This window comes from Mycobacterium sp. MFM001, assembly GCF_003402475.1.
GTDB lineage: Bacteria > Actinomycetota > Actinomycetes > Mycobacteriales > Mycobacteriaceae > Mycobacterium.
Genome location: NZ_BFAB01000028.1, coordinates 1 through 26,835, shown reverse-complemented (window position 1 = coordinate 26,835; position 26,835 = coordinate 1). Strand labels below are relative to the sequence as shown.

Sequence of the window (26,835 nt, the reverse complement as noted above, 5' to 3'; positions counted from 1 at the left end):
GTCGATCCTCAAGCGGCTAGCGCAACGACGTCCTCTCGGCCCAATGCCGACGCCAACTGTTCGCCGTGAGGCGCCAACGGAAGCCGCTCGCGGTACAGGCCTGGATGAACGCCTTTGGGCTGCAAGCGACGCCGATGCTGTGGCGGAAAGCTTGCACGCCCGGCAGTCCACACGTTGTGCGGGCGGAGGGACTCGAACCCTCAAGCTCTATCGAGCACGGGAACCTAAATCCCGCATGTTTGCCAATTTCATCACGCCCGCGCGCCCAGCGATCCTATCGCCGGACGAGGAATCTGTCGGTGCCGCGGCCTACGTTGAGCTCCAACACCAGGAGAGGTTCATGCGATCCGCGGAGGAATTCGAAGCTGTGCAAGCGCCTCATCGCAATTTGACTGAACGACTGCGCGATCACGTGCCAGACAGGCATACCGCGAAAGACTGTGTGGGAGTGGCGTAACAGATCACCAATTCAAATACGGATTCCAACCGCATCATCAGTGTGCGGAATTGACCATGATTTTTCCGCACTCCCGCCGGCGGCATACTGCTACTTGCTGGGTCTCTACCTTGGCGACGGGTACATATCGCGACACCCTCCGACGACATCCGTAGCTTGTTCTGCGCGGCGCTCGACCATCTCGGTATCCCCCGGACGCTGCCCTGCAAATACCAGGTCGCGCGCCTCGACGAGTTCGTCGGACCAAAGGGTTGAGCGGTACCGTCTAAACGTGTCCACTACACGGCGTCGGAGATGGGCGCTCGTCGCGCTCGTCGTCGTCGCTGCCTGCGGTTGTCTGGCCCTGGGCTGGTGGCAGTGGACGCGGTTTCAGTCGGCATCGGGCACCTTCCAGAACCTTGGCTATGCGCTGCAGTGGCCGCTGTTCGCCGGGTTCTGTGTGTACGCCTACCGCAAATTCGTCCGCTACGAAGAAGCGCCGCCCGAGCCGCCACAAGACCATGGCATGACGGAGATACCGGACGGACTTTTACCGGAGCGACCAAAACCGGTAGCCCAAGCGGACGACGATCCCGCACTGCGGGAGTACAACGCTTACCTGGCCGAGCTGGCCAAAGCCGATCACCCGAAACAGAAGAGGACCACCACATGACCACACCGGGGACCGTGCCGGCAGAAAAGATCCGCCCCGCGCTGCTGGGCTACCGCGTCATGGCGTGGACGACGGGTATCTGGCTGATCGCACTGTGCTACGAGATCGTCTCGCACCTGGTGTTCCATCACGAGATCCGGTGGATCGAAGTGGTGCACGGCTGGGTGTACTTCGTCTACGTGTTGGCCGCGTTCAACCTCGCGGTCAAAGTCCGCTGGCCGATTGCCAAGACGATCGGCGTGCTGCTGGCCGGCACCATTCCACTGCTGGGCATCATCGTCGAGCACTTCCAGACCCGAAATGTGAAGGCGCGCTTCGGGCTATAGCACGTCGAGCGTGGCGGTTATGTACAGAAAATTGCGAAATCCGTACATAACCCACACGCTCGACGCGGCTCACCGCCCACGTAACGCCGACTGTGCGGTCTGATACGGCCACACCGGCGTGTCGCGTATGAAACCGCAGAGTCGCGACAACCGCTAGGACAACTCACGTAACGCCGGCACCAGCAGCCTCAGCGCACGGCCCCGATGCGACACCGCGTCCTTCTCGTCGGGGCTGAGCTGCGCCGCGGTGCGATCCGAGCCGTCGGGGACGAACACCGGGTCGTAGCCGAAGCCGCCGTCGCCCCGCGGCTCGTATGCGATGCTGCCCGGCCACTCGCCGCGCACCACGACTTCGCCCGCCGAAGACACCAGCGCGCATGCCGACACGAACGCCGCGCCGCGCCGCTCGTCGGGCACGTCGCGCAACTGCGCCAACAACAACGCGATGTTGGCGGCGTCGTCGCCGTGCACACCCGACCACCGCGCCGACAACACCCCCGGCATGCCGTTCAACGCCTGCACCTCCAGCCCGGAATCGTCTGCGACACAAGGCAGTCCACTAGCGGTAAACCCATCACGCGCCTTCGCCAGCGCGTTGTCTTCAAACGTGGCACCGGTTTCCGGTGCTTCGTCGAACGGCGCGACGTCGTTGAGTGAAACCAGCTCCAGCGTCAGCCCGGCCGCGTCCAGCACCCGGCGGAGCTCGGCCAGCTTCTTCGGATTGCGGCTGGCCACCAACAGCTCAGGCACAGGCGCCGCTCCTCCTCATCGCTGCGCTCTGCATCGTCGCCGGCGGGTCAGCTTCCGAACGCCTTCTGCGGCGGGGGGCCTTCGGGCAGCACACCCGGATAGGGCAACGCCAACGCTTCGCGTTGTGCGGCGAACAATTTGTCGCATGCGGCCAGCGCGGCGTCGAGCAGCTTGTCCAGCGTCGAGCGCGGGAACGTCGCACCCTCGCCGGTCCCCTGCACTTCGACCAGAGTCCCGGTGTCGGTGGCGACGACGTTCATGTCCACCTCGGCGCGCGCGTCTTCCTCATAGGGCAGGTCCACCCGGATCCGGCCGTCGACGACGCCGACGCTGACCGCGGCGATCGCACACGACAGCGGCCGCGGATCGGACAGCTTACCGGCCGCCGACAGGTAGGTCACCGCGTCGGCCAGTGCCACGTAGGCACCGGTGATCGCGGCGGTGCGGGTTCCGCCGTCGGCCTGCAGCACATCGCAGTCGATCGCAATCGTGTTCTCCCCCAAGGCCGCAAGGTCGATGCAGGCGCGCAGCGACCGGCCGACCAGCCGGCTGATCTCCTGGGTTCGCCCGCCGAGGCGACCCTTCACCGACTCCCGGTCAGAACGGGTGTGGGTGGCCGCCGGCAGCATCGCGTATTCCGCAGTGAGCCAACCCAAGCCGGTCCCTTTGCGCCAGCGCGGCACACCCTCGGTGACGCTTGCCGTGCACATGACCTTGGTGTGGCCGAATTCGACCAATACCGAACCCGCCGGATGCGCGGTGAACCCGCGGGTGATGACCACCGGGCGAAGCTCGTCGTCAAGGCGGCCGTCTTCTCGTCTGGACACGCCGCCCACCCTAATGCTTCAGCTTGCGGGGCTGCCCGAGTGGAGGATCTCGAACGTCTCGCCGCACACCACCGCATGCACCGGGCCGTCGAACTCGGCCTTGGCCTCGCTGATCACGTCCTCGCGTGACGTCCACGGCGGAATGTGAGTGAGCAGCAACTCCCGCACGCCGGCTTCCGCCGCGGCACGGCCGGCTTCGGTGCCCGACAGGTGCAGGCCGCCCGGGCGATGCGGCGAGTGCGTCCACGACGCCTCGCACAGAAAGACGTCGGCGTCGCGGGCCAGGTCGATGAGCGCGTCGCAGTAGCCGGTGTCGCCGCTGTAGACGAACGACACTCCGTCGGGATCGGTGAACCGCAGACCGTACGACTCCGTCGGATGCGCCACCACCCGCGGCAGAACCGTCAGCGTGCCCAACGTCACCGGCTCGTTGTCCACCCAGTGGTGGATGTCGAAGATGTCGGAGAAATCGTCGATCTCGCCGCCGAACGGCGACGACGCCGCGCCCAGCCGCGACCAGGTGTCGCTCGGCCCGTACATCAACGCCTTGCCCGTCGGCGGTGTCGGGTGGTAGCGGCGCCACACGAACAGTCCGGGCAAATCGAGGCAGTGGTCGGCGTGCAGATGCGACAACAGCACATGCACCGAGCTGGGATCGGTTTGGTGTTGCAGCGCCCCCAGCACACCTCCCCCGAAGTCGATGACCAGCGGTGGAGTGTCCGGCGCCCGCAGCAGATATCCCGATGCCGGCGAATCAGGACCCACCACGCTGCCGGAGCAGCCGAGGACGGTCATTCGCACGGACACTACTGTGCCATGTTCGGCACCCTGTTGGCGAAAACATCACGGCTTTACTACGCGACGGCGACTATCTCGATATACCGACGTGACGATGAACGGGCTGCACGCCGGTGACGGTGGGCCCGAGGAACCGCGCGGCCAGCTTGGTGAACGCCTCGGGGTCGCCGGTGGCCTCGAAGACGCGGGTCGCCGGCGGCGCATCGTGCGGGCGCAACAGGTCGCGCTCGGTAAGCACTCGCAGCAATTCCTTGGCAGTCTCTTCGGCACTGGAGACCAGCGTGACGGTGTCACCCATCGCCAATTGGATGAGGCCGGAGAGCAACGGGTAATGCGTGCAACCGAGCACCAGCGTGTCGACGCCGGCACGCTGCAGCGGCTCGAGGTAGCCCTCCGCCAGGCCGAGCACCTGACGCCCGCTGGTGATGCCGCGCTCGACGAAGTCGACGAACCGCGGGCAGGCTACCGCGGTGATTTCCGTGTCGCGGGCGGCGGCGAACGCGTCCTGGTAAGCGTGCGAGGTGATGGTTGCCTGAGTGCCGATGACGCCGATGCGGCCGTTGCGGGTGGCGGCGACGGCGCGGCGCACGGCGGGCAGGATCACCTCGACGACGGGCACGTCGTAGCGCTCGCGGGCATCGCGCAGGCACGCCGAGGACGCTGTATTGCACGCAATCACAAGGGCTTTGACGCCGCGCTCGACGAGGTCGTCGCCGATGGCCAAGGCGTGGGCGCGAATCTCGGGAATGGTCAGCGGGCCGTACGGGCCGTTGCCGGTGTCGCCGACGTAGATGATGTCCTCGTCGGGCAGCTGATCGATGATCGCGCGGGCGACCGTCAATCCCCCGACGCCGGAGTCGAAGATCCCGACGGGTGCCATCACGTCGGCAGCGCCCGTCGGCGTTCGCGGGCCTTGCGTTCCGGGCTGGACAACAGGTAGGCGGCCAGCACCCCGGCGATGCCGCCGCACAGGTGGCCCTGCCACGACACGCCGCCGCAGACGTTGAGCACCGGCACCGCGCCCCACAGCACCCCGCCGTAGAGGAACAGCACCGCGATCCCGATCACGATCTGCCAGCCCGAGCGCGTGAAGAACCCGAACACCAACAAGAATGTCAGCCACCCGAAGATCAGCCCTGACGCGCCGATGTGGTCGGTTTCCCCGCACGGCGAGCCGACGTTGCCGATCAGCCAAGTGCCGAAGCCGCCGACGATCCACACGATCGCGGTCGCCCAGAGGAAGCGGGACAGCCCGGCCAGTGTCACCAGAAAACCGAGCACTAATGCGGGGCCGGTGTTGGCGGCCAGGTGCGCCCAATTCGCATGCAGCAGTGGCGCGAAGATGATGCCCCACAGCCCGTCGGTCTCCAGTGGGCGAATTCCGTTGCGGTCCAATTGATGTCCGCCGAGCTGGTCGAAAAGTTCGACGACGTAGAGCAGTACTACGAAGCTGATGATTGTGGCCCCGCCGATCACCACCGTCGAGCGCTTCTTGGGCTGCTGGGCGGGCGGCATCACCGGTCGACTCATGCCCACAGCTGCCCTTCCAACGCGTCCTCGGCTTCGTCCAAGGTACCGGCGTAGGCGCCGGTGGACAGGTACTTCCATCCGGCGTCGGCGACGACGAACGCGATGTCGGCCCGCTCGCCGGCCTTCACGGACTTCGCCGCCACTCCCAACGCGGCATGCAGCACCGCGCCGGTGGAGATGCCGGCGAAGATGCCCTCGATCTCGATCAGTTCCCGGGTGCGACGCACCGCGTCGACGCTGCCGACCGAGTAGCGGGTGGTCAGCACGTCAGGGTCGTACAGCTCGGGCACGAAACCCTCGTCGATGTTGCGCAGCGCGTAAACGCCCTCGCCGTAACGGGGTTCGGCGGCGACAATCCGCACATCGGGGACGTGCTCGCGCAGATACCGGCCGGTGCCCATCAGAGTGCCCGTGGTACCGAGCCCCGCCACGAAGTGGGTGATCTCCGGCAGGTCGGCCAGCAGCTCAGGGCCCGTGCCGTAGTAGTGCGCATCGGTGTTGGCCGGGTTGCCGTACTGGTAGAGCATCACCCACGACGGGTTGGCGGCGGCCAGCTCCTTGGCTTTGGCCACCGCGGTGTTGGAGCCGCCCTCGGCCGGCGAGAAGATGATCTGCGCGCCGTAGAGTTCGAGCAGCTGGCGTCGTTCGATCGAGGTGTTCTCCGGCATCACGCAGATCAGCTGATAGCCCTTCAGCCGGGCCGCCATCGCCAGCGAGATGCCGGTGTTGCCGCTGGTGGGCTCGAGGATCGTCGCGCCAGGCGCCAGAAGCCCGTCGGCCTCGGCCTGCTCGATCATCCGCAGCGCGGGCCGGTCCTTGATCGAGCCGGTCGGGTTGCGATCTTCGAGCTTGGCCCACAGCCGCACGTGCGGCTCGTCGTCCCAGCGCGGCGACAACCGCGGCAGGCCCACCAGCGGGGTGTTGCCGAGCGCCCCCAGCAACGAGTCGTGCCGCGTCATTAGCGCTGCTCCTCCTCATCGCTGCGCTCTGCATCGTCGCAGCGCGTCATGTGCCACCGGCGACGGCGGGCAGGATCGTCACCGAGTCGCCGTCGGCGATTGTGGTGTCCAGCCCGCCGGAGAACCGCACGTCCTCGTCGTTGACGTAGATGTTGACGAAGCGGTGCAGCTTGCCGTTGTCGACCAGACGCTCGGAGATCCCCGAGTAGTTGGCCTCCAGGTCGCTGATCACCGCCTTCAGCGTGTCGCCGCTGGCTTCGACGCGCTTCTCGCCGCCGGTGTGCGTACGCAGGATGGTCGGGATGGACACGGTGACGCTCATTCATACTCCTCAACGATGGTGACGGGCTCTTCGGTGACGACGCCGTCGATGATGCGGTAGCTGCGCAGCTCGTGCTGCTCGGGGTCGCGGGTGGACACCAGCACGTAGTGCGCGTCGGGCTCGGCGGCCAGGCTGATGTCGGTGCGGCTGGGGTAGGCCTCGGTCGCGGTGTGCGAGTGATAGATCACGACCGGTACCTCGTCCGCTTCGTCCATCGCGCGCCACACCTTGAGCTGCTCGGCGGAGTCGAAGCGGTAGAACGTCGGCGAACGTTCGGCGTTGACCATCGCGATATGCCGCTCCGGCCGGTCGGAGCCTTCCGGGCCGGCCAGCACGCCACAGGCCTCGTCGGGGTGGTCGGCGCGGGCGTGGGCGACCATCGCGTCGACCAGGTCGGCACGAATCACCAGCACGTCAGGCTCCTTCTGGGTCGAATGCTCCGGGCAACAGGTCCCGGTAGGTCGGTATTCCGGCCACCGACTCGGCGGCCAGCACACCGTCCAGCACCGCGCGGGCCAGACAATCCGCCCCCGCCGCGCCGACCTGGGTGACCAGCGCGGTCTCCGGGGAGAGCGCGGCCGGTGTTTCGGCCGGCGGCACCTCAACGGCGCCGGTAGCCAGTGCGAATACCGTATCGCCGTCCAATGGGGTGTGCGCCGGCCGGATGGTCCGGGCCAGGCCGTCGTGGGCTGCGATCGCGACCCGGCGGCACGCGGCCGGGCTGAGCGCGGCGTCGGTGGCGACCACCGCGAGCGTGGTGTTCAGCGGGCTCAGTTCCCTGTTGAGCTGCGCAAACGCCGCGATCTCCTCGGCCGGCGGCTTTACCAGCCCGAACTCGTCGATCAGGTAGGCCAGCCATGGCAGCCCGGTGTTGGTGTCGAGAGCCTCCCCCGCGGCGTTGACGACCGCGACCGCGCCGACGGTGACACCCGACGGCAGCTTCACCGAGGCGGTTCCGACGCCGCCCTTGAGGACGCCGACCCGGGCGCCGGTTCCTGCGCCGACGCTGCCCAGGGCGAACTCGGTGCCGGCCGCTTCGCAGGCGGCGTAGCCGAATTCGGCGGTCGGCCGGCAATCCCAGCCGCCGACCGGCAGGTCGAAGACCACCGCCCCCGGCACGATCGGCACCACGCCGCCCTCCATCGCGACGCCGCGGTCGTGTTCCTCCAACCAGCGCATCACGCCGTCGGCGGCGGCCAGCCCGTAGGCGCTACCGCCGGCGAGCAGCACCGCATCCACATAGCGCACGGTGTTGGCCGGGTCGAGCAGATCGGTCTCGCGGGTGCCGGGTGCGCCGCCGCGGGAGTCGACGGCGCCGACCGTGCCCGGCGGCGTCAGGACGACGGTGACGCCACTCGCCCACCCCGCGCCGAGCGTCGCGTCGGGATCCAGTCGGTGGTGGTGTCCGACGCGGATGCCCCCCACGTCGGTGATCGAATTCACCGGGACCCCATCAGGGCCAGCACCAGGTATTCCTGCAGGAAGGTCAGCCACTGGTAGACGTCAAGATGTGGAGCTAGCGGATGGTCGTCGGGCAGTCGATCTGGCCCGTCGGGCCGAATGTCGAGCATGGTGCCCAGCGCCAAACGGACGTCGTTGACGGCTGCGATCCACGCGTTGGCGGCCTCCTCGGTCAGCTCGAACCGCCCGCCGTCGTCGGGAACAGTGTCCAATAGCTGCTGTGCCGCAACACGTTTGGCTTCGATGATCTCCGGCTCGTGCAGGCTTCGCAACGCGGCGTTCAGGCTCTCTCCGGAGTCCTCCGCGTCATCGTCGGGCCGGTAGAAGTCCGGCAACAGCCGCCGCAGCGTCTCGTTGTTCGGGGGTTCGGTGTTGCCGGTTTTCATCCCGGTGATCTGCTCGAGTTCGTCTCGCGGCGAAGAGGATTCGCGTTCGTCGAGCAGGCCCATCATCGAGCCGACCAGGCTCTTGAGCAACTCCGCTTCGTGCGGGGCCAGTGCGGACCGAAAACGGGGACCGTCGGCGGTTTCGACCCGCTTCCACTTGCGCACGCCTCGATCTCACCGGTCCTGTTGCATGGTGGCCCACAGGCCGGCGGCATGCAGCTTGGACACGTCGACCTCCATCGATTCCCGACTGCCCGACGACACCACCGCCTTGCCCTCGTTGTGCACCTGCAACATCAGCTTGGTGGCATGCGGTTCGCTGTAGCCGAACAACTTCTGGAAGACGTATGTCACGTAGTTCATCAGGTTGACCGGGTCGTCCCACACGATCGTCACCCACGGACTGGCCGTGACGTCGACGGGATCGACCTGCTGCGAACCACCGGTTCCCGGCTTAGTCGGTGCTGACGCAACCATGGCTTCCAGGATACCGATACCGTTGCGTAGTGACCCTTGGGTTGCTGACCGACAAATACGAGTTGACAATGCTGGCCGCCGCACTGCGCGAAGGCACCGCGGCGCGGCGGACCACGTTCGAATTGTTCGCTCGCCGGCTGCCCGACGGGCGGCGCTACGGTGTGGTCGCCGGCACCGGCCGGTTCCTGGAAGCGTTGCCGCACTTCAGGTTCGACGACGCGGCGCTGACGTCGCTGGCGGAATTCCTCGACGACGGAACCCTGGACTACCTTCGCGATTTCCAATTCCGCGGCGACGTCGACGGCTACTCCGAGGGCGAGCTGTACTTCCCCGGCTCGCCGGTGCTTTCCGTGCACGGCAGTTTCGCCGAATGCATCGTGCTGGAAACACTCGCGCTGTCGATTTTCAACCACGACAGCGCGATCGCCTCGGCGGCCGCGCGGATGGTCAGCGCCGCGGCCGGCCGGCCGCTGATCGAGATGGGCTCCCGACGCACCCACGAGCACGCCGCCGTCGCGGCGGCCCGGGCCGCCTACATCGCCGGCTTCGCCGCGTCGTCGAACCTCGAAGCTCAGCGGCGCTACGGCGTGCCCGCCGAGGGCACCGCCGCGCATTCGTTCACCCTGCTGCACACCGGTCCCGACGGGCCCGACGAGCCGGCCGCCTTCCGCGCCCAGGTCGACGCGCTGGGCACCGACACCACGCTGCTGGTCGACACGTACGACGTGACGACCGGCGTCGAAAACGCGGTGGCGGCCGCCGGGACCGGGCTCGGCGCGGTACGGATCGACTCCGGCGAGCTGGGCGTGCTGGCCCGCCAGGTCCGCGAGCAGCTGGACCGGCTGGGCGCGACGCAGACCCGAATCGTGGTCTCCGGTGACCTCGACGAGTTCGCGATCGCCGGGCTGCGGGCCGAACCGGTGGACAGTTACGGGGTGGGCACCTCGCTGGTCACCGGATCCGGCGCGCCGACCGCGAACATGATCTACAAGCTGGTCGAGGTCGACGGCATCCCGGTGCAAAAGCGCAGCACCCACAAGGAGTCCCACGGCGGCCATAAGGAAGCCGTCCGGACGAACCGTCCGACCGGCACGATCACCGAGGAGATCGTCTATCCCGCGGGCCATCCGCCCTCGGTCACAGAGCCGTGCCGGGCGTTGACGGTCCCGCTGGTCCGCGACGGCGAACCGGTGGCCGACGTCGACCTGGGCGTGGCGCGCAAGCTGGTGGCGTCGGGCTTGCGAAGCTTGCCCTGGGAGGGTCTGATGTTGTCGCACGGCGATCCGGCGATCCCCACTACGCAGATCCCGGCCACTCATACGCAATAGGAGCAACCACGCCCGAGGTGCCCGCCCTGCTGGCCACTGCGGTGGCAGCGCTCGGTGGCAGCGAGCGCAGCGGCCAGCTGCAGATGGCCACCGCGGTGGCGCACGCCTTCGACACCGGCGAGCACCTGGCGGTGCAGGCCGGCACCGGCACCGGAAAGTCGCTGGCGTACTTGGTGCCCGCGATTGTGCGCGCGGTATCCGACGACGCGCCGGTCGTGGTGTCGACCGCGACGATCGCGCTGCAACGCCAACTCGTCGACCGCGATCTGCCCCAGCTGGTCGACTCGCTCGCTGACGAACTGCCCCGCCGACCGCGGTTCGCGCTGCTGAAAGGGCGGCGAAACTACCTGTGTCTCAACAAGATTCACAACGGCGCCGCTGAGGGGCCGCAGGACGAGCTGTTCGAGCCTGTTGCGGCCACCGCATTGGGCCGCGACGTGCAGCGGCTCACCGCATGGGCGTCGACAACGGAATCCGGCGACCGCGACGACCTCAAGCCGGGCGTGGCCGACCGGTCGTGGGCCCAAGTCAGCGTGTCGGCGCGCGAATGCCTTGGCGTGGCGCGCTGCCCGTTCGGCGGCGAATGTTTCGCCGAGCGGGCCCGGGCCAAGGCCGGCCAGGCCGACGTCGTCGTCACCAACCATGCGCTGCTGGCCATCGACGCCGTCTCCGAGTCGGCCGTGCTGCCCGACCACCAGCTGCTGGTCGTCGACGAGGCGCACGAGCTGACCGACCGGGTGACCGCGGTGGCCACCGGCGAGCTGTCGGCCACCTCCCTGGCCGTCGCGCACCGACGCGCGGCGCGACTGATCGACCCCGAGCTGTCCGAACGGCTCGAGGCCGCGACGGCGACGTTCTCGTCGGCGATCCACGACGCGTCACCCGGGCGCATCGACCGGCTCGACGACGAGCTGGCCAGCTACCTGGCGGCGCTGCGCGACGCGGCGGGCAAGGCCCGTTCGGCCATCGACACCGCGCCCAGCGACCCGAAGGCCGCGGCCGCGCGCGCCGAGGCGGTCGCCGGGCTGGCCGAGGTCGCCGACACCGCGGCGCGAATCCTGACGTCGTTCGCACCGGCGATCCCCGACCGCACCGACGTGGTCTGGCTGGAGCGCGAGGACAACCGCGCGGTGCTGAAGGTGGCCCCGCTGTCGGTGGCGGAGTTGTTGCGCGGCAGGGTATTTGAGCGATCCACGACGGTGCTCACGTCGGCGACGCTGACGGTCGGCGGCAGCTTCGACGCGATGGCCACCGCGTGGGGTCTGGCCGGCGACGACGGCTGGCGTGGGCTCGACGTCGGATCGCCGTTCCACCACGCAAAGGCCGGGATCCTCTATGTGGCCGCGCATCTGCCGCCGCCCGGCCGCGACGGCACCGGCTCGGCCGAGCAGCTGAGCGAGATCGCCGAGCTGATCACGGCCGCGGGCGGACGCACGCTGGGCCTGTTCTCGTCGATGCGGGCGGCCCGGGCGGCGGCCGAGGCCATGGCCGACCGGCTCGAGACGCCGGTGCTGTGCCAGGGCGACGACAGCACCGGCGCGCTGGTCGAGCAGTTCGCCGCCGACGACGCAACGTCGCTGTTCGGCACGCTGTCGCTGTGGCAGGGCGTCGACGTGCCGGGCCCGTCGCTGTCATTGGTGATCATCGACCGGATCCCGTTTCCGCGGCCCGACGACCCGTTGCTCTCCGCGCGGCAGCGTGCGGTGGCCGCGCACGGCGGCAACGGCTTCATGGCCGTCGCCGCCAGCCACGCCGCGTTGTTGCTGGCGCAGGGCTCGGGGCGGCTGCTGCGCCGCGTCGACGACCGCGGCGTGGTCGCGGTGCTCGACTCGCGGATGGCCACCGCCCGCTACAGCGGCTACTTGCGCGCGTCGCTGCCGCCGTTCTGGGCGACCACCGACGGCGCCAAGGTTCGCGAGGCACTGGCGCGGCTGCGGACCTCGCTGGACGACCGCCCGGCTACTCCGTCGACGAGCGTTCAGCCAGCGTGACCAGGCCCAGCTCGGTATCGCCGGCAAGCATCGGGTGGCGCGGCAGCACCCGCACGGTGTAACCGACCGACCCGGCGACCGGCAGCGGCATCGCGGTCGAAAAAACCTCGTCGCCGCCGAACGCGGTGCCGGTGTGCGACATCTCGACGGTGACCGGGTCCAGCAGCGCATCGCCGGCGTCGACCCTGCCGACTACCGCCTGCACGGTCACTTCGTCGGGCTGCAGACCGGCCAGCTGCACGGTCGCGGTCAGGGTGAGCTCCGAGCCGAGCACGGGGGTATCAGGCAGGCCGGTGCTGTCCACGTCGTTGATGCGGATCTTCGGCCAGGCCGCAAGAGCGCGTTGCCGATAGGCGGCCAGCTCGCGGGCGGCATCGAACCTCACCACGCCGTCGGCGTCGACCGCGACCGTGCGGCGCAGCGACTGGGCCGCCGGCCGGTAGTACTGCTCGACGTAATCGCGCACCATCCGCGAGGCCAGCACCTTCGGCCCGAGCGTCTGCAAGGTGTGACGGACCATTTCGATCCAGCGCGGCGGCACCCCGTGCTCGTCGCGCTCGTAGAACGTCGGCGCCACCGAGTGCTCCAGCAGGTCGTAAAGAGCGGCGGCCTCCAGATCGTCGCGACGGTCCTCGTCGGCCATCCGCGAGGCGGACGGTATCTCCCAGCCGTTTTGGCCGTCGTACCACTCGTCCCACCAGCCGTCGCGGATCGACAGGTTCAACCCGCCGTTGAGCGCGCTTTTCATCCCCGACGTGCCGCAGGCCTCCAACGGCCGCAGCGGGTTGTTCAGCCACACGTCGCAGCCCCAGTACAGCCGTCGCGCCATCGACATGTCGTAGTCGGGCAGGAAGGCGATGCGGTGACGCACGCTGGGCCGGTCGGCGAACCGCACCACCTGTTGGATCAGCGCCTTGCCGCCGTCATCGGCGGGATGCGACTTGCCCGCGACGATCAGCTGGATCGGCTTCTCGTTGTCCAGCAGCAGCCGCTCGAGCCGGTCCGGGTCGCGCAGCATCAACGTCAGCCGCTTATAGGTCGGCACCCGCCGGGCGAACCCGACGGTGAGCACCTCGGGATCGAAAGCCGTTGCGATCCAGCCTAATTCGGCCCGCGACGCCCCACGCTCCAGGCAGGACCGGCGCAGCCGCGCCCGGACGTCGTCGATCAGCAGCGTCCGCAGTTGCGAGCGGATCCACCACAGATGCCCGACGTCGACGCCCTGGAGTCGCTGCCACACCTCGGGTTCGTTCAACGAGTCCGCGCCGGCCAGCTCGCGGCCCAATTCCAGCCACTGCGGCGCGGCCCAGGTGGGCGCGTGGACGCCGTTGGTGATCGACCCGATCGGCACCTCGCCGGGATCGAACCCCCGCCACAGGTCGTTGAACATCACCCGGCTCACCCGGCCGTGCAGCAGCGAGACGCCGTTGGCCCGTTGCGCCAGCCGCAGACCCATGTGGGCCATGTTGAAAAGTTCCGGATCCTCCTCGGCGCCGAGCTCCAGGATCCGCTCGGTCGCCACCCCGGGCAGCAGCACGGAGCCGTCGCCGCTGTCGTCGAAGTACCGTCGCACCATCTCCGTCGGGAACCGGTCGATACCAGCGGCCACCGGAGTATGGGTGGTGAACACCGTGCTGGAGCGCACCACGGTCAGCGCGGTGTCGAAATCCAGCCCGGCGTCGGTGACCAGCTCACGGATGCGTTCTGCCCCGAGAAAACCGGCGTGGCCCTCGTTCATGTGAAACACGTCGGGCGAGGGCAGCCCCTCGATGTCGATAAAGGCGCGGATCGCCCGTACGCCGCCGACCCCGGCCAGGATCTCCTGTTTGATGCGGTGCTCCTGGTCACCGCCGTACAGGCGGTCGGTGACGCTGCGCAGATCATGCTCGTTTTCCGGGATGTCCGAGTCCAGCAGCAGCAACGGGACGCGACCGACTTGGGCCACCCAGATGCGGGCCCGCAGCCGGCCGGCGTCGGGCAGCGCCAACTCGATCGACACGGGGTGGCCCTCGGCGTCGGTGAGCAGCCGCAACGGCAGCCCCTGCGGGTCCAGCGACGGATATGTCTCCTGCTGCCAACCGTCCACGGTCAGCGACTGACGGAAATACCCGGACCGGTAGTACAGGCCGACCCCGATCAACGGCAGTCCCAGATCCGACGCCGACTTCAGATGGTCGCCGGCCAGAATTCCCAAGCCGCCCGAGTAGTTGGGCAACACCTCGGCGACCCCGAACTCCATCGAAAAATAGGCGATCCCGGAAGGCATTGCGACGCCGTCGTTTTGCTGCTGCTGATACCACAGCGGCCGGGTCAGGTAGTCGTCCAGATCGGCTGCCAGCCCGTCGAGCCGGTCCAGGAATCCGCCGTCGGCCGCCAGTTCGTCGAGGCGCGCCGGCCGCACCGCTCCCAGCAACGCCACCGGGTCCTGACCGCATTGCGCCCACAGCTCTGGGTCGATCGCGGCGAACAGATCCTGCGTCGGCTTGTCCCACGACCACCGCAAATTGGTCGAGAGCTGTTCCAGCGCCGCCAGACGTTCCGGAAGGTGCGCGCGGACGGTGAACCGGCGGAGGGCTTTCACGCGTCAATACCTTACTGACGACGAGCCTGCGCCGACGTGCCGACAGCGGGCGCTTGGCGAGCCCCGGGTGTGGCCCGACACTACGGTGGGTATTGGGCGCAAGGGGTGTTCCCGAAACAAGAAAGGCGGAGTGGCGGTGCCAGGTCGTGTCGAGATCGATGACGTCCAGCCCGTCGTGTCCTGCGGCGCCTACCCGGCAAAGGCCGTGGTCGGCGAGGTGGTTCCGGTTAGCGCGTCGGTCTGGCGCGAAGGCCACGAGGCCGTGGCGGCCACGCTGGTGGTGCGCTACCTCGGCCCCCATTACCCGCAGGTCAGCGAAACACGGCGGATTAAGGCCGTGCAGGTGGCCGAGAAGGACGCGGTCGAGACGCCGCCGCGGGTCAAGCCGCTGCTGCTGCCGATGACGATGGGCGAAGAGCCCTATGTGTTTCACGGCCAGTTCGCCCCCGACGCCGTCGGGCTGTGGACCTTCCGGGTCGACGGCTGGGGTGATCCGATTCACAGCTGGCGGCACGCGGTCGTGGCCAAATTGGACGCCGGCCAAGGCGAAACGGAGCTGTCCAACGACCTGCTGGTCGGCGCCCGGCTGCTGGAACGCGCCGCGACCGGTGTGCCGCGCAGCCAGCGCGAGCCCCTGCTGACCGCGGCGGCCGCGCTGCGCAAACCGGGCGACCCGCTGACCCGGGCGGCCGCGGCGCTGAGTCCCAGGGTCGAAGAGCTCCTCACGCAGTATCCGCTGCGCGACCTGCTCACCCGCGGCGACCAGTACGGCGTCTGGGTTGACCGGCCGGAGGCCCGCTTTGGCTCGTGGTACGAGATGTTCCCGCGTTCGACTGGTGGTTGGGACGCCGACGGCAACCCGGTGCACGGCACCTTCGCCACCGCCGCGGCGGCGCTGCCCCGCATCGCGGAGATGGGCTTCGACGTGGTGTACCTGCCGCCGATCCATCCGATCGGCAAGGTCCACCGCAAGGGCCGCAACAACACCGCCACGGCCGTGCCGGGCGACGTCGGTTCGCCGTGGGCGATCGGCAGCGACGAGGGCGGCCACGACGCGGTGCATCCGGCGCTGGGCACCATCGAGGACTTCGACGACTTCGTGGCGGCGGCCCGCGACCTGGGGATGGAGGTGGCACTCGACCTGGCGTTGCAGTGCGCGCCCGATCACCCGTGGGCCCGCGAACACCGCGAGTGGTTCACCGAATTGCCCGACGGCACCATCGCTTACGCGGAGAACCCGCCGAAGAAATACCAGGACATCTATCCGCTCAACTTCGACAACGACCCGGCCGGGCTCTACGACGAGGTGCTGCGCGTCGTGCGGCATTGGATCGACCACGGCGTCAAGATCTTTCGGGTCGACAACCCGCACACCAAGCCGCCGAACTTCTGGGCTTGGCTGATCGCCCAGGTGAAAGCCGTCGACCCCGACGTGCTGTTCTTGTCGGAAGCGTTCACGCCGCCGGCCCGCCAGTACGGGCTGGCCAAACTCGGCTTCACCCAGTCCTACACGTATTTCACCTGGCGCACCGCCAAGTGGGAGCTCACCGAATTCGGCCAGGAGATCGCCGAACTCGCCGACTTCCGCCGGCCCAACCTCTTCGTCAACACCCCCGACATCCTGCATGCGATTCTGCAGCACAACGGCCCGGGCATGTTCGCGATCCGGGCCGTGCTGGCCGCCACGATGAGCCCGGCCTGGGGAATGTATTCCGGTTACGAGCTTTTCGAGCACCGCGCGGTGCGCGAAGGCAGCGAGGAATACCTGGACTCGGAGAAGTACGAGTTACGGCCCCGCGACTTCGCGGGCGCCCTGGTCGAAGGCAGGTCGCTGGAGCCGTTCATCGCGCGACTCAACAACATTCGCCGGTTGCATCCCGCGCTGCGGGAACTGCGCACCATCCGGTTCCACAGCATCGACAACGACGCGCTGATGGCCTACAGCAAGTTCGACCCAACCACCGGCGACTGCGTGCTGGTGGTGGTGACCCTCAACGCATTCGGCCCGGAAGAGGCGACGTTGTGGTTGGACATGGCCGCACTGGGTATGGAGCCCTACGAACGGTTCTGGGTGCGCGACGAGATAACAGGTGAGGAATACCAGTGGGGCCAAGCCAATTACGTGCGCATCGATCCCGCCCGGGCTGTCGCCCACATCATCAACATGCCGCTGATTCCGTCCGAATCCCGATTCCCGCTGCTGCGCCGGAGGTGACGCCGCAATGACGCCGACCGACCAACTCGCCAGGACCCACCTGACGCCCGAACCAAGCGATCTCGATCGTCTGCTGGCCGGCGTGCATCACAATCCGCACAGCATCCTGGGTGCCCACGAATACGGCAACCACACCGTCATCCGGGCGTTCCGCCCGCATGCGACGGAAGTCGTGGCGCTGGTAGGTGCGGACCGGTATCCGTTGCAGCACATCGACTCCGGCCTGTTCGGGGTCGCACTGCCGTTCACCAACCTCATCGACTACCGGCTCGAGGTCAGCTACGACGGCTCGCAGCCGCACACCGTCGCCGACGCGTACCGCTTCCTGCCCACGCTGGGTGAGATGGACCTGCACCTGTTCGCCGAGGGCCGCCACGAGCGGCTGTGGGAGGTGCTGGGCGCCCACCGTCGCTCGTTCACCACCGCCGACGGTGTGGTCGAGGGCGTGTCGTTCGCTGTGTGGGCACCAAACGCCAAGGGCGTCAGCCTGATCGGGGAGTTCAACCACTGGGGCGGCAACGACGCGCCGATGCGGGTGCTGGGCTCCTCGGGGGTGTGGGAGTTGTTCTGGCCCGGCTTCCCACCCGACGGTCTGTACAAGTTCCGGGTGCACGGTGCGGACGGCAGCGTCACCGACCGCGCCGACCCGTTCGCCTTCGCCACCGAGGTGCCGCCGCACACCGCGTCGCGGGTCTACACCAGCGACTACACCTGGGGCGACGCCGACTGGATGACCCAGCGCGCCCAGCGCAACCCGGTTTTCGAGCCGATGAGCACCTACGAGGTACACCTGGGATCGTGGCGGCCCGGCCTGAGCTATCGCGACCTCGCTCGTGAGCTGACTGATTACGTTGTGGCGCACGGCTTTACCCACGTCGAGATGCTGCCCGTCGCCGAGCACCCATTCGCCGGGTCGTGGGGATACCAGGTGACGTCCTATTACGCACCGACGTCCCGATTCGGCACACCCGACGACTACCGTTACCTGGTCGACACGCTGCACCAGGCCGGTATCGGTGTCATCGTCGACTGGGTCCCCGCGCACTTCCCCAAGGACGCGTGGGCGCTCGGCCGGTTCGATGGCACGCCGCTCTACGAGCATTCCGATCCCAAGCGCGGCGAGCAACTCGACTGGGGCACTTACGTATTCGACTTCGGCCGGCCCGAAGTCCGCAATTTCCTGGTTGCCAACGCGCTGTACTGGCTGCAGGAATATCACGTCGACGGGCTGCGCGTGGACGCCGTCGCCTCGATGCTCTACCTGGACTACTCGCGACCCGCGGGCGGCTGGACGCCGAACGTCTACGGCGGCCGGGAAAACCTGGAAGCGGTGCAGTTCCTGCAGGAGATGAACGCCACCGCGCATCGGGTGGCGCCGGGCATCGTCACCGTCGCCGAGGAGTCGACGTCGTGGCCCGGCGTGTCACGGCCGACCAACGTTGGCGGCCTGGGCTTTTCGATGAAGTGGAACATGGGCTGGATGCACGACACGCTCGACTACATCAGCCACGATCCGGTGCACCGCAGCTATCACCACCACGAGATCACGTTCTCGATGCTCTATGCGTTCAGCGAGAACTTCGTGCTGCCGCTCAGCCACGACGAGGTGGTGCACGGCAAGGGCACGCTGTGGGGACGCATGCCCGGCAACGACCACCTCAAGGCCGCGGGGCTGCGCAGTCTGCTGGCCTATCAGTGGGCCCATCCCGGCAAGCAATTGCTGTTCATGGGACAGGAATTCGGGCAGCGCGCCGAATGGTCCGAGGAACGCGGCCTGGACTGGTTCCAACTCGACGAGAACAGCTTCTCCACCGGCATCCTGCATTTTGTGCGCGACATCAACGCGATCTATCGCAGCCGCCCCGCACTGTGGAGCCAGGACACCACGCCCGACGGCTACTCCTGGATCGACGCCAACGACTCGGCCAACAACGTGTTGAGCTTCCTGCGCTACGGCAGCGACGGCTCGGTGATGGCCTGCGTGTTCAATTTCGCCGGCACCGAACACAGCAACTACCGGCTCGGCCTACCCACGGCGGGTCGCTGGCGCGAGGTGCTCAACACCGATGCGGCCGACTACAACGGCAGCGGTATCGGAAACCTGGGCGGCGTCGATGCGACCGACGAGCCATGGCATGGCCGCCCCGCGTCGGCGGTGCTGGTGCTGCCGCCGAGCTCGGCGCTCTGGCTGGAACCTGAGTAAGGCGCTCAGTAGAGCGCGTTGGCGAGGTTGCGCCGGCCGGCGATCACTTCCGGGTCGGCCGGGTCGAACAGCTCGAACAACTCGATCAGCCGGGTGCGAACTTTCGTGCGCTCGTCGCCGGATGTCCGTCGCACCAGCGCGATCAGCCGATCGAAAGCGCCGGTCACATCCTGGTTGAGGATCTGCACGTCGGCGGCGGCGAACGCCGCGTCGATGTCGTCGGGCGCCGCGTCAGCGAGCGCCACCGCATCCGGCGGCTGTTCCGTCGCGCGCATCAAAAAGGCGATCTGACGCACCGCCCCCTTGGCTTCGGCGTGGTTGGGGTTGGCGTCCAGGATCGCCTGATACGAGTCGAGCGCGGCGGCGAACTCACCGTCCTGCAGCTGTTGGCGCGCCTGCGCCAGCGCGGGGTCGACTTCTTCCGCGTCCTCGGAATCGGCTGCGCCACTGAGCTTGCCGGCGGTCGCCGACAACAGCGAGTCCACCCAGCGGCGTAACTGGTCGGCCGGCTGCATGCCCTGAAAGCTCGACAGCGGCTGCCCGGCGGCCAATGCCACCACGGTCGGGACCACCTGGATGCCGAAGATCTGGGCCACCTCAGGAACGGCGTCGACGTTGACGGTCGCCAGCGACCACTTGCCGCCGTCGGCGGCGGCCAGGTCCGACAGGATCTCGGCCAGCTGCAGGCACACATCGCTGCGCGGCGACCACAACAACACCACGACCGGCACCTGATTGGACCGGACCAGCACCTCGTCTTCGAAGTTGGCCGTGGTGATCTCGACGCCGGCCAGCTTCGCCGAGCCGGCTCCGGCATCGCGACCGGCGGAGGAACTCTGCTGGGCCCGCTGCTTGAGTGCGGATAGATCGACCGCTCCCGCCAGGGCGGGCCCGATCGGGGGTCGGGGACGGCTCACGTCGTCAAGTCTGGCACGGCGCCACCGGTGTCCTGCCACCCGGTCGGGGGCCTCCGGTGACCAAAATCACAGTTCACGACGCCAGCAACCATTTGGGCGAGCGTCAAGCTCAGCCGGCGCGCAGGATCAGCGCGTCGCCCTGACCACCGGCGCCGCACAGGGCCGCCACGCCGTAGCCCGAGCCGCGGCGCGCCAACTCGAGTGCCGCATGCAGCGTGATCCGGGCGCCCGACATTCCGATCGGATGCCCGACCGCGATCGCGCCGCCATTGACGTTGACGATGTCGGGGTCGACGCCCAATTCCTTGGTCGAGGCCAGCGCCACCGCCGCGAACGCTTCGTTGATCTCCACCACGTCGAGTTGGTCCACCGAGATACCTTCGCGGCCAAGTGCTTTCTTGATCGCGTTGGCGGGCTGCGACTGCAGCGTCGAGTCCGGGCCGGCCACCACACCGTGCGCGCCGATCTCCACCAACCACGACAACCCGAGTTCTTTGGCCTTGTCCTTGTTCATCACGACAACCGCTGCCGCACCATCGGAGATCTGCGACGACGAGCCCGCGGTGATGGTGCCGTCCTTGCGGAACGCCGGCTTGAGGCCGGCCAACGATTCGGCCGTGGTGTTGGCGCGAATGCCCTCGTCCTCGTTGAACTGCAGCGGATCTCCTTTGCGCTGCGGGATATTCACCGGCACGACCTCGTCCGCGAAAACGCCGTCCTTCCAAGCGGCGGCGGCCTTCTGGTGCGACCGCGCGGCGAACTCGTCCTGTTCGCGACGGGTGAACTTGTCGGCGTCGTTGCGCTGCTCGGTCAGCGCACCCATCGGCTGGTCGGTGAACACGTCGTGCAACCCGTCGTAGGCCATGTGGTCCAGCACCGTCACATCGCCGTACTTGTAGCCGGCCCGGCTGTCGATCAGCAGATGCGGCGCCTTGGTCATGGATTCCTGGCCGCCGGCGACCACCACGTCGAACTCCCCCGCCCGGATGAGCTGGTCGGCCAGGGCAATGGCGTCGATCCCGGACAGGCACATCTTGTTGATCGTCAGCGCCGGCACATCCCAGCCGATGCCGGCCGCCACGGCGGCCTGACGGGCGGGCATCTGCCCGGCTCCCGCGGTCAGCACCTGGCCCATGATCACGTATTCGACCGCCGACGCCGGCACCTTGGCCTTCTCCAGAGCACCGGCGATCGCGATAGCGCCCAGGTCACTGGCCGAAAAGTCCTTCAACGAGCCCATCAACTTGCCGATGGGCGTCCGTGCTCCAGCAACTATCACCGACGTCGTCATGAGAACCTCCGAACAGGGCGAAAATGGCCGATTTTGCGGCCGATGAAGCGCAATCTTTCCCGTCAGGTTACCGTGACGTTATGACCCGCGCCGCCGACGATGCAGAGCGGAGCGATGAGGAGGAGCGGCGCTTATGACCACCGAACACGTTGACGTCCGTCGTAGCCTGGCCAGCGCGTTGGTGACGGCGGTCGATCACGTCGGCATCGCGGTGCCCGACCTCGACGAGGCGATCGCCTGGTACCACGACAACCTCGGCATGATCGTGCTGCACGAGGAGGTCAACGACGAGCAGGGCATCCGCGAGGCGATGCTCTCGGTGCGCGGCGCCCCGGTGGGCAGCGCCCAGGTCCAACTGATGGCCCCGATCGACGAGTCGTCGACGATCGCGAAATTCCTCGACAAGCGCGGACCCGGCATCCAGCAGCTGGCTTACCGGGTCAGTGACCTGGAGGCGCTGACCGAGCGGCTGCGCAGCCAGGGCATTCGGTTGCTCTACGACGCGCCGCGCCGCGGCACGGCGGACTCGCGGATCAACTTCATCCACCCCAAAGACGCCGGCGGGGTTTTGATCGAGTTGGTCGAGCCCGCAGCCGATTCGGCCCACTAAGACCACGGCGGCGACCCGCTGCGCCCGGCTCCGCCGCGCTTGCGATCGCCGCTAAGACCACTTGCGCGTCGGCCCGCGGGTTGCGCGGTTAGCCCAGCACGGCGTGTGCCAATGCCGGCGGTCTTCCACCGCGGCCTCTCCCGCATCCGCTGGCCATACCACCACATGTGCTGTGCCGGAACGGATTTCGTGGTCACAACCCGGGCACCGGTACGTCTTGACAGCTCGGGCGGCGGCCACCGGGCGCACTTCGTACTCGTAGCCGTCGGGTCCCGTTTCCACTCGTCGCGCACTCGGCAGCGAGCTTGGCGGCTGCTGCCGACGCGGTGGTGTGCGACGCCGGGCCATCAGATCAGAATAGCCGGTATTCGTCGCTGTCCATGCCCCGCATTCGATCGTAATCCAATGTCAGACAACGGATTCCACGGTCGATGGCCAAGGTTCGGGCCTGTGGCTTGATCTGCTGTGCGGCGAAAACCCCGCTTACCGGCGCCAGCAAGCTGTCGCGGTTGAGCAATTCGAGATAACGGGTCAGCTGCTCGACACCGTCGATCTCGCCGCGGCGCTTGATCTCGACGGCGACGGAGCGGCCCTGCTCGTCGCGGCAGAGCAGGTCGACCGGACCGATCGGTGTCATGTATTCCCGACGCACCAGGGTGTATCCGGTGCCGAGCAGCTCGACGTGTTCGGCCAGCAGTGCCTGCAGATGAGCTTCGACGCCGTCCTTGACCAGCCCGGGATCCACGCCCAGCTCGTGACTGGAGTCATGCTCGATCTCCTCGACCGTGATACGCAACTGCTCCCCGGCCTTGTTCTCGACCACCCAGACCGGCACCGGTCCGTCGAGCTCCTCGATGAGCCGGCACGGCGGGCTCATCCAATTCAGCGGCTTGTAGGCCCGGTCGTCGGCGTGCACGCTCACCGAGCCGTCCGCCTTGAACAACAGCAGCCGACGCGCGGAGGGCAGATGCGCGGTAAGGCGGCCCAGATAGTCGACGGTGCAGCGGGCGATCACGAGACGCACGCGACTCACCTTAAGGGCCGTCGAGGGGACAAATTAGGCTGACGCCACCATGATGGCCCAGAGAACACTGGCCCAACGGCTCGGCCGGCTGCTGGAGCGGGTGACCCGGCAGAGCGGTCGGCTGCCCGAGACACCGGCGTACGGCTCGTGGCTGCTCGGCAAGGTATCGGAAAGCCAACGGCGCCGACGGGTGCGCATTCAGGTCATCCTCACCGTGTTCATCGTCGGGGTGAACCTGATCGGAATCGGCGTGGATCTACTGTTGCTCAGCGTCGCCTTTCCGGTACCCAGCGTCTTTTCGGATGCCCCCGCCTGGTTGACGTTCGCGGCCGTGCCCGCCTATGTCGCCGTCGCGCTGGTACTGGGTACCTATTGGATCACCCGGCGCACGGTCGGAGTACTGCGCTGGGCGATCGAAGAACGCAGCCCCAGCCGGTCAGACGAACGCAACACCTTCCAGGCTCCGGCGTGGGCGGCGACCGTCAACTTCATCCTGTGGGGAATGGGAGCGGCGGTTTTCACGACCCTCTACGGGCTGACCAACAGCCTGTTCATCCCGCAAACCCTGTTCTCGGTGAGCTTTTGCGGCGTCTTGGTTGCAACTGCCTGCTATCTCATTTTCGAGTTCACCCTGCGACCGGTGGCCGCCCAAGCGCTCGAGGCGGGCCCGCCGCCACGGCGTTTCGCCCCCGGCATCATGGGCCGAACCATGATGGTGTGGATGCTCGGTTCCGGCGTGCCGGTGATCGGCATTGCGCTGACGGCGTTTTTTGCGCTGGTGCTGCGCAACATGACCGAGACCCAATTCGGGGTGGCGGTGCTGATCTTGTCGGCGGCCACGCTGGTATTCGGCTTCACGCTGATGTGGTTGCTGTCGTGGCTCATCGCAACACCGGTACGGGTTGTGCGCGCCGCGCTCCAGCGCGTCGAAAAGGGCGACCTGGAGGTCGACTTGGTGGCGTTCGACGGGACAGAACTCGGTGAATTGCAAAGCGGTTTCAACGCGATGGTCCACGGACTGCGGGAGAGAGAACGCGTGCGCGATCTGTTCGGTCGCCACGTCGGTCGCGAAGTGGCCGCGGCTGCCGAGCGGGAGCGACCCGAGCTCGGCGGCGAAGAGCGCCATGTGGCAGTGCTTTTCGTCGACATCATCGCTTCGACGCAGTTGGTGACGAAACGGCCGGCAACGGAGATCGTGCAACTGCTTAACCGATTTTTCGCGGTGATCGTCGACGAAGTCGACCGCCATTGCGGACTCGTCAACAAATTCGAGGGTGATGCGACGCTGGCCATCTTCGGCGCGCCAAATCGCCTGGAGCATCCCGAAGACCAGGCACTGGCCGCCGCTCGCGCCATCGCCGAGCGGTTGGAGCGCGAGGTGTCGGAATGCCAGGCGGGCATCGGTGTGGCGGCAGGACAGGTGGTCGCCGGCAACGTTGGCGCCAAAGAACGATTCGAGTACACGGTGATCGGCGAGCCGGTCAACGAGGCGGCGCGGCTCAGCGAACTGGCCAAGGAGCAACCGACGCGGTTGTTGGCGTCATCAGAAGCGGTCGAGGGCGCCAGCGACGAGGAGCGTGCCCACTGGTCGCTGGGTGACACCGTCACGCTGCGCGGCCACGACGAGCCCACCCGACTGGCCACCCTCGCCTAATCCGCCTGGGGCCGGCCACCTAGATGTCGCTTTTCCGCTAGTGCTGTCGGTGCCCAGGTGTAATGGTCGAATCGTGCATGAAGACTTCGACCGCTGCTATCGGGCTGTGCAGTCCAAGGACGCCCGGTTCGACGGCTGGTTCGTCACCGCGGTGCTGACCACCGGTATCTACTGCCGGCCCAGCTGCCCCGTGCGTCCACCGTTTGCCCGTAACGTGCGGTTTTACCCGACCGCGGCCGCCGCCCAGCGGGCCGGCTTTCGGGCCTGCAAGCGGTGCCGGCCGGACGCGTCGCCGGGTTCGCCGGAGTGGAACGTGCGCGGTGACGTCGTCGCCCGGGCGATGCGACTCATCGCCGACGGCACCGTGGACCGCGAAGGCGTCAGCGGTCTTGCCGCCCGCCTCGGCTATACCGGCCGTCAACTGGAGCGGTTGCTGCAGGCCGAACTCGGCGCCGGTCCGCTTGCGTTGGCCCGGGCTCAGCGCACGCAGACCGCCCGGGTGCTGATCGAGACGACCGACCTTCCGTTCAGCGACGTCGCGTTCGCCGCCGGATTTTCCAGCATCCGCCAGTTCAACGAGACGTTGCGCGCGGTGTGCGACAGCACTCCCACGGCGCTACGCCAACGAGCGGCAGCCCAGTTCGGATGCAACCACACCTCACCGGGGTCGGTGACATTACGCCTCCCGGTCCGGACGCCGTTCGCCTACGAAGGCGTATTCGGCCACCTGGCTGCCGGCGTGGTCCCTGGGTGCGAAGAAGTGCGCGACGGCATGTACCGCCGCACACTGCGGCTCCCGTCGGGCAACGGCGTCGTCAGCCTGACACCCGCACCCGATCACGTCCGCTGCAATCTGGTGCTCGACGATTTCCGCGACCTGACAACGGCGATCGCCCGGTGCCGGCGGCTGTTGGACCTCGATGCCGACCCCGAGGCGGTGATCGATGTGTTGGCCGCTGATCCCGAGCTCGCCGCTGTGGTGGCCAAAGCACCGGGCCAACGCATTCCGCGCACCGTCGACGAAGGCGAACTGGCCATCCGCGCCGTGTTGGCTCAGCAGGTCTCGACGAAGGCCGCCAGCACCCACGCGGGCAGGCTGGTCGCTGCGTACGGACAACCGGTGCACGACGCCGGTGGCACGCTGACGCACGTCTTCCCGCCGGTCGAGCAGCTCGCCGAGATCGATCCGGTCCATCTGGCGGTGCCCAAGACGCGGCGGCGAACGGTGACGGCGTTGGTCGAAGGACTCGCCGACGGCAGTGTGGTGCTCGATGCGGGTTGCGACTGGGACGCCGCCCGCCGGCAGCTGCTGACGCTGCCCGGCGTCGGGCCCTGGACTGCCGAAGTGATTGCCATGCGGGCACTGGGGGATCCGGACGCTTTTCCGGCGAGCGACCTCGGATTGCGACTGGCCGCCGAGCAGCTCGGCTTGCCCGCGGACCAGCGGGCGCTCATCGAGCGCAGCCTGCCGTGGCGCCCCTGGCGCTCCTATGCCACCCAGCATCTCTGGACGACGCTGGAGCATCCGGTGAACCATTGGCCATCGAAGGAGATCGCATGATCCACTACCGCACCATCGACAGCCCGATCGGCCCGTTGACGCTGGCCGGACGCGGCGACGTCTTGACCAACCTCCGAATGATCGATCAGACCTATGAGCCCGACCGTGCTGGCTGGGCGCTCGATGAAGCGGCGTTTCCGGACGCCGTCGACCAACTCGAAGCCTATTTCGCCGGCGAGCGCACCGAATTCGACCTGGAACTCGACATGGCAGGTACCGAGTTTCAGCGCCGGGTATGGCAGGCGCTGACGACGATCCCGTACGGCGAAACTCGCTCGTACGGCGAAATCGCAGCACAAATCGGCGCGATCGGGGCGGCCCGGGCGGTCGGATTGGCCAACGGACACAATCCGGTAGCCATTATCGTGCCGTGTCACCGCGTTATCGGCGCGGGCGGCAGCCTTACCGGTTATGGCGGCGGACTGGACCGTAAACGATCGCTTCTCGAATTAGAGAAACGCCATAAATCAGCGACACTCACGCTCTTCGACTAGGCAATTAAAAAAGGGCACCTT

The 26,835-nt window shown here is 67.7% G+C and carries 26 protein-coding genes and 1 tRNA gene; 10 read left to right on the top strand and 17 right to left on the bottom strand.

What is annotated here, in order from left to right; genetic code table 11:
* Nucleotides 1–177 precede the first annotated feature (177 nt).
* Nucleotides 178–261 (bottom strand) — tRNA-Leu (locus MFM001_RS23935).
* Between the two features lie 467 nt (nt 262–728).
* Here MFM001_RS23935 and MFM001_RS23930 point away from each other — a divergent pair.
* Both MFM001_RS23930 and MFM001_RS23925 read left to right on the top strand, forming a co-directional pair.
* Nucleotides 729–1,109: a hypothetical protein gene (locus tag MFM001_RS23930; protein ID WP_116377710.1), complete on the top strand. Its 381-nt coding sequence runs from the start codon at nt 729–731 to the stop codon at nt 1,107–1,109.
* Complete coding sequence (locus MFM001_RS23925; RefSeq protein WP_116377709.1) at nt 1,106–1,435, top strand: DUF3817 domain-containing protein; 330 nt, start codon at nt 1,106–1,108, stop codon at nt 1,433–1,435. Before MFM001_RS23930 ends, MFM001_RS23925 begins: the two co-directional genes overlap by 4 nt.
* A 153-nt stretch (nt 1,436–1,588) precedes the next feature.
* On the opposite strand, the gene rdgB is transcribed toward MFM001_RS23925, so the two are convergent.
* The 11 genes from rdgB to clpS form a co-directional block, all read right to left on the bottom strand.
* Complete coding sequence (gene rdgB / locus MFM001_RS23920; protein ID WP_116377708.1) at nt 1,589–2,185, bottom strand: RdgB/HAM1 family non-canonical purine NTP pyrophosphatase; 597 nt, start codon at nt 2,183–2,185, stop codon at nt 1,589–1,591.
* A 47-nt stretch (nt 2,186–2,232) separates the two neighbouring features.
* Nucleotides 2,233–3,012, bottom strand: coding sequence for a ribonuclease PH (rph, locus tag MFM001_RS23915; protein WP_116377713.1), 780 nt, complete (start codon nt 3,010–3,012; stop codon nt 2,233–2,235).
* A gap of 18 nt (nt 3,013–3,030) precedes the next feature.
* Nucleotides 3,031–3,819: a cyclic nucleotide-degrading phosphodiesterase gene (locus MFM001_RS23910; protein WP_192887047.1), complete on the bottom strand. Its 789-nt coding sequence runs from the start codon at nt 3,817–3,819 to the stop codon at nt 3,031–3,033.
* Nucleotides 3,820–3,880: 61 nt separating this feature from the next.
* Complete coding sequence (murI, locus tag MFM001_RS23905) at nt 3,881–4,690, bottom strand: glutamate racemase (protein WP_116377707.1); 810 nt, start codon at nt 4,688–4,690, stop codon at nt 3,881–3,883.
* The gene (locus tag MFM001_RS23900) at nt 4,690–5,340 is read right to left on the bottom strand and encodes a rhomboid family intramembrane serine protease (RefSeq protein ID WP_116377706.1); all 651 of its coding nucleotides are present in this window, start codon (nt 5,338–5,340) and stop codon (nt 4,690–4,692) included. Before MFM001_RS23900 ends, murI begins: the two co-directional genes overlap by 1 nt.
* Nucleotides 5,337–6,299 (bottom strand): cysteine synthase, encoded by a 963-nt coding sequence (locus MFM001_RS23895; RefSeq protein WP_116377705.1) that lies wholly within the window; start codon nt 6,297–6,299, stop codon nt 5,337–5,339. The genes MFM001_RS23900 and MFM001_RS23895 overlap by 4 nt, the downstream gene beginning before the upstream one ends.
* Before the next feature lie 46 nt (nt 6,300–6,345).
* On the bottom strand, nt 6,346–6,621 hold the full coding sequence (locus tag MFM001_RS23890) for a MoaD/ThiS family protein (RefSeq protein WP_116377704.1): 276 nt from the start codon (nt 6,619–6,621) through the stop codon (nt 6,346–6,348).
* The gene (locus tag MFM001_RS23885) at nt 6,618–7,034 is read right to left on the bottom strand and encodes a Mov34/MPN/PAD-1 family protein (protein WP_116377703.1); all 417 of its coding nucleotides are present in this window, start codon (nt 7,032–7,034) and stop codon (nt 6,618–6,620) included. Before MFM001_RS23885 ends, MFM001_RS23890 begins: the two co-directional genes overlap by 4 nt.
* 1 nt (nt 7,035) lies before the next feature.
* A complete protein-coding gene (locus tag MFM001_RS23880; RefSeq protein ID WP_116377702.1) occupies nt 7,036–8,064 on the bottom strand; it encodes a P1 family peptidase in 1,029 nt (342 codons plus the stop codon).
* Nucleotides 8,061–8,633 carry a DUF2017 domain-containing protein gene (locus tag MFM001_RS23875; RefSeq protein WP_116377701.1) on the bottom strand — a complete coding sequence of 191 codons (573 nt, stop codon included), beginning with the start codon at nt 8,631–8,633 and terminating at the stop codon, nt 8,061–8,063. Before MFM001_RS23875 ends, MFM001_RS23880 begins: the two co-directional genes overlap by 4 nt.
* A gap of 9 nt (nt 8,634–8,642) precedes the next feature.
* The gene (gene clpS, locus MFM001_RS23870) at nt 8,643–8,945 is read right to left on the bottom strand and encodes an ATP-dependent Clp protease adapter ClpS (protein WP_116377700.1); all 303 of its coding nucleotides are present in this window, start codon (nt 8,943–8,945) and stop codon (nt 8,643–8,645) included.
* A 29-nt stretch (nt 8,946–8,974) separates the two neighbouring features.
* Between clpS and MFM001_RS23865 the strand changes: the two genes are divergently transcribed.
* Together MFM001_RS23865 and MFM001_RS23860 are read left to right on the top strand one after the other, a co-directional pair.
* Entirely contained in the window at nt 8,975–10,273 is a 1,299-nt protein-coding gene (locus MFM001_RS23865; protein WP_192887046.1) for a nicotinate phosphoribosyltransferase, read from the top strand.
* Nucleotides 10,270–12,264, top strand: coding sequence for an ATP-dependent DNA helicase (locus MFM001_RS23860; protein WP_371685622.1), 1,995 nt, complete (start codon nt 10,270–10,272; stop codon nt 12,262–12,264). The genes MFM001_RS23865 and MFM001_RS23860 overlap by 4 nt, the downstream gene beginning before the upstream one ends.
* On the opposite strand, the gene glgP is transcribed toward MFM001_RS23860, so the two are convergent.
* A complete protein-coding gene (gene glgP, locus MFM001_RS23855) occupies nt 12,233–14,845 on the bottom strand; it encodes an alpha-glucan family phosphorylase (RefSeq protein WP_116377698.1) in 2,613 nt (870 codons plus the stop codon). The genes MFM001_RS23860 and glgP overlap by 32 nt on opposite strands.
* A 136-nt stretch (nt 14,846–14,981) precedes the next feature.
* On the opposite strand from glgP, the gene MFM001_RS23850 reads away from it, so the two are divergent.
* Together MFM001_RS23850 and glgB are read left to right on the top strand one after the other, a co-directional pair.
* Nucleotides 14,982–17,060 carry an alpha-1,4-glucan--maltose-1-phosphate maltosyltransferase gene (locus MFM001_RS23850; RefSeq protein WP_202864148.1) on the top strand — a complete coding sequence of 693 codons (2,079 nt, stop codon included), beginning with the start codon at nt 14,982–14,984 and terminating at the stop codon, nt 17,058–17,060.
* A 7-nt stretch (nt 17,061–17,067) separates the two neighbouring features.
* Complete coding sequence (gene glgB / locus MFM001_RS23845; protein WP_116377696.1) at nt 17,068–19,263, top strand: 1,4-alpha-glucan branching protein GlgB; 2,196 nt, start codon at nt 17,068–17,070, stop codon at nt 19,261–19,263.
* A 5-nt stretch (nt 19,264–19,268) separates the two neighbouring features.
* Here glgB and MFM001_RS23840 read toward each other — a convergent pair whose 3' ends face one another.
* Together MFM001_RS23840 and MFM001_RS23835 are read right to left on the bottom strand one after the other, a co-directional pair.
* Nucleotides 19,269–20,180, bottom strand: coding sequence for a tetratricopeptide repeat protein (locus MFM001_RS23840; RefSeq protein WP_116377695.1), 912 nt, complete (start codon nt 20,178–20,180; stop codon nt 19,269–19,271).
* A 109-nt stretch (nt 20,181–20,289) separates the two neighbouring features.
* The gene (locus MFM001_RS23835) at nt 20,290–21,471 is read right to left on the bottom strand and encodes an acetyl-CoA C-acetyltransferase (RefSeq protein ID WP_116377694.1); all 1,182 of its coding nucleotides are present in this window, start codon (nt 21,469–21,471) and stop codon (nt 20,290–20,292) included.
* A gap of 133 nt (nt 21,472–21,604) precedes the next feature.
* Here MFM001_RS23835 and mce point away from each other — a divergent pair, with 133 nt between their 5' ends.
* Nucleotides 21,605–22,081, top strand: a complete 477-nt coding sequence (gene mce, locus MFM001_RS23830) for a methylmalonyl-CoA epimerase (protein WP_116377693.1) — start codon at nt 21,605–21,607, stop codon at nt 22,079–22,081.
* Between the two features lie 51 nt (nt 22,082–22,132).
* Here the strand turns inward: mce and MFM001_RS23825 are convergent, their stop codons facing one another.
* Nucleotides 22,133–22,429: a hypothetical protein gene (locus MFM001_RS23825; RefSeq protein WP_116377692.1), complete on the bottom strand. Its 297-nt coding sequence runs from the start codon at nt 22,427–22,429 to the stop codon at nt 22,133–22,135.
* A 4-nt stretch (nt 22,430–22,433) separates the two neighbouring features.
* Nucleotides 22,434–23,105 (bottom strand): endonuclease NucS, encoded by a 672-nt coding sequence (gene nucS, locus MFM001_RS23820; RefSeq protein WP_192887045.1) that lies wholly within the window; start codon nt 23,103–23,105, stop codon nt 22,434–22,436.
* Between the two features lie 49 nt (nt 23,106–23,154).
* Here nucS and MFM001_RS23815 point away from each other — a divergent pair, with 49 nt between their 5' ends.
* From MFM001_RS23815 to MFM001_RS23805, 3 genes are all read left to right on the top strand, one after another.
* Nucleotides 23,155–24,759: an adenylate/guanylate cyclase domain-containing protein gene (locus tag MFM001_RS23815; RefSeq protein ID WP_192887044.1), complete on the top strand. Its 1,605-nt coding sequence runs from the start codon at nt 23,155–23,157 to the stop codon at nt 24,757–24,759.
* A gap of 73 nt (nt 24,760–24,832) precedes the next feature.
* A complete protein-coding gene (locus tag MFM001_RS23810; protein ID WP_116377690.1) occupies nt 24,833–26,320 on the top strand; it encodes a DNA-3-methyladenine glycosylase 2 family protein in 1,488 nt (495 codons plus the stop codon).
* The gene (locus MFM001_RS23805) at nt 26,317–26,814 is read left to right on the top strand and encodes a methylated-DNA--[protein]-cysteine S-methyltransferase (protein ID WP_116377689.1); all 498 of its coding nucleotides are present in this window, start codon (nt 26,317–26,319) and stop codon (nt 26,812–26,814) included. Before MFM001_RS23810 ends, MFM001_RS23805 begins: the two co-directional genes overlap by 4 nt.
* Nucleotides 26,815–26,835 lie beyond the last annotated feature (21 nt).

Coding starts and splice junctions, on each gene's coding strand:
- murI (WP_116377707.1), bottom strand. CDS start 4,690: ATGGCACCCGTCGGGATCTTCGACTCCGGCGTCGGGGGATTGACGGTC.
- MFM001_RS23900 (WP_116377706.1), bottom strand. CDS start 5,340: ATGAGTCGACCGGTGATGCCGCCCGCCCAGCAGCCCAAGAAGCGCTCG.
- glgB (WP_116377696.1), top strand. CDS start 17,068: ATGACGCCGACCGACCAACTCGCCAGGACCCACCTGACGCCCGAACCA.
- MFM001_RS23925 (WP_116377709.1), top strand. CDS start 1,106: ATGACCACACCGGGGACCGTGCCGGCAGAAAAGATCCGCCCCGCGCTG.
- mce (WP_116377693.1), top strand. CDS start 21,605: ATGACCACCGAACACGTTGACGTCCGTCGTAGCCTGGCCAGCGCGTTG.
- MFM001_RS23890 (WP_116377704.1), bottom strand. CDS start 6,621: ATGAGCGTCACCGTGTCCATCCCGACCATCCTGCGTACGCACACCGGC.
- MFM001_RS23835 (WP_116377694.1), bottom strand. CDS start 21,471: ATGACGACGTCGGTGATAGTTGCTGGAGCACGGACGCCCATCGGCAAG.
- MFM001_RS23825 (WP_116377692.1), bottom strand. CDS start 22,429: ATGGCCCGGCGTCGCACACCACCGCGTCGGCAGCAGCCGCCAAGCTCG.
- MFM001_RS23895 (WP_116377705.1), bottom strand. CDS start 6,299: ATGACGCGGCACGACTCGTTGCTGGGGGCGCTCGGCAACACCCCGCTG.
- clpS (WP_116377700.1), bottom strand. CDS start 8,945: ATGGTTGCGTCAGCACCGACTAAGCCGGGAACCGGTGGTTCGCAGCAG.
- MFM001_RS23815 (WP_192887044.1), top strand. CDS start 23,155: ATGATGGCCCAGAGAACACTGGCCCAACGGCTCGGCCGGCTGCTGGAG.
- MFM001_RS23805 (WP_116377689.1), top strand. CDS start 26,317: ATGATCCACTACCGCACCATCGACAGCCCGATCGGCCCGTTGACGCTG.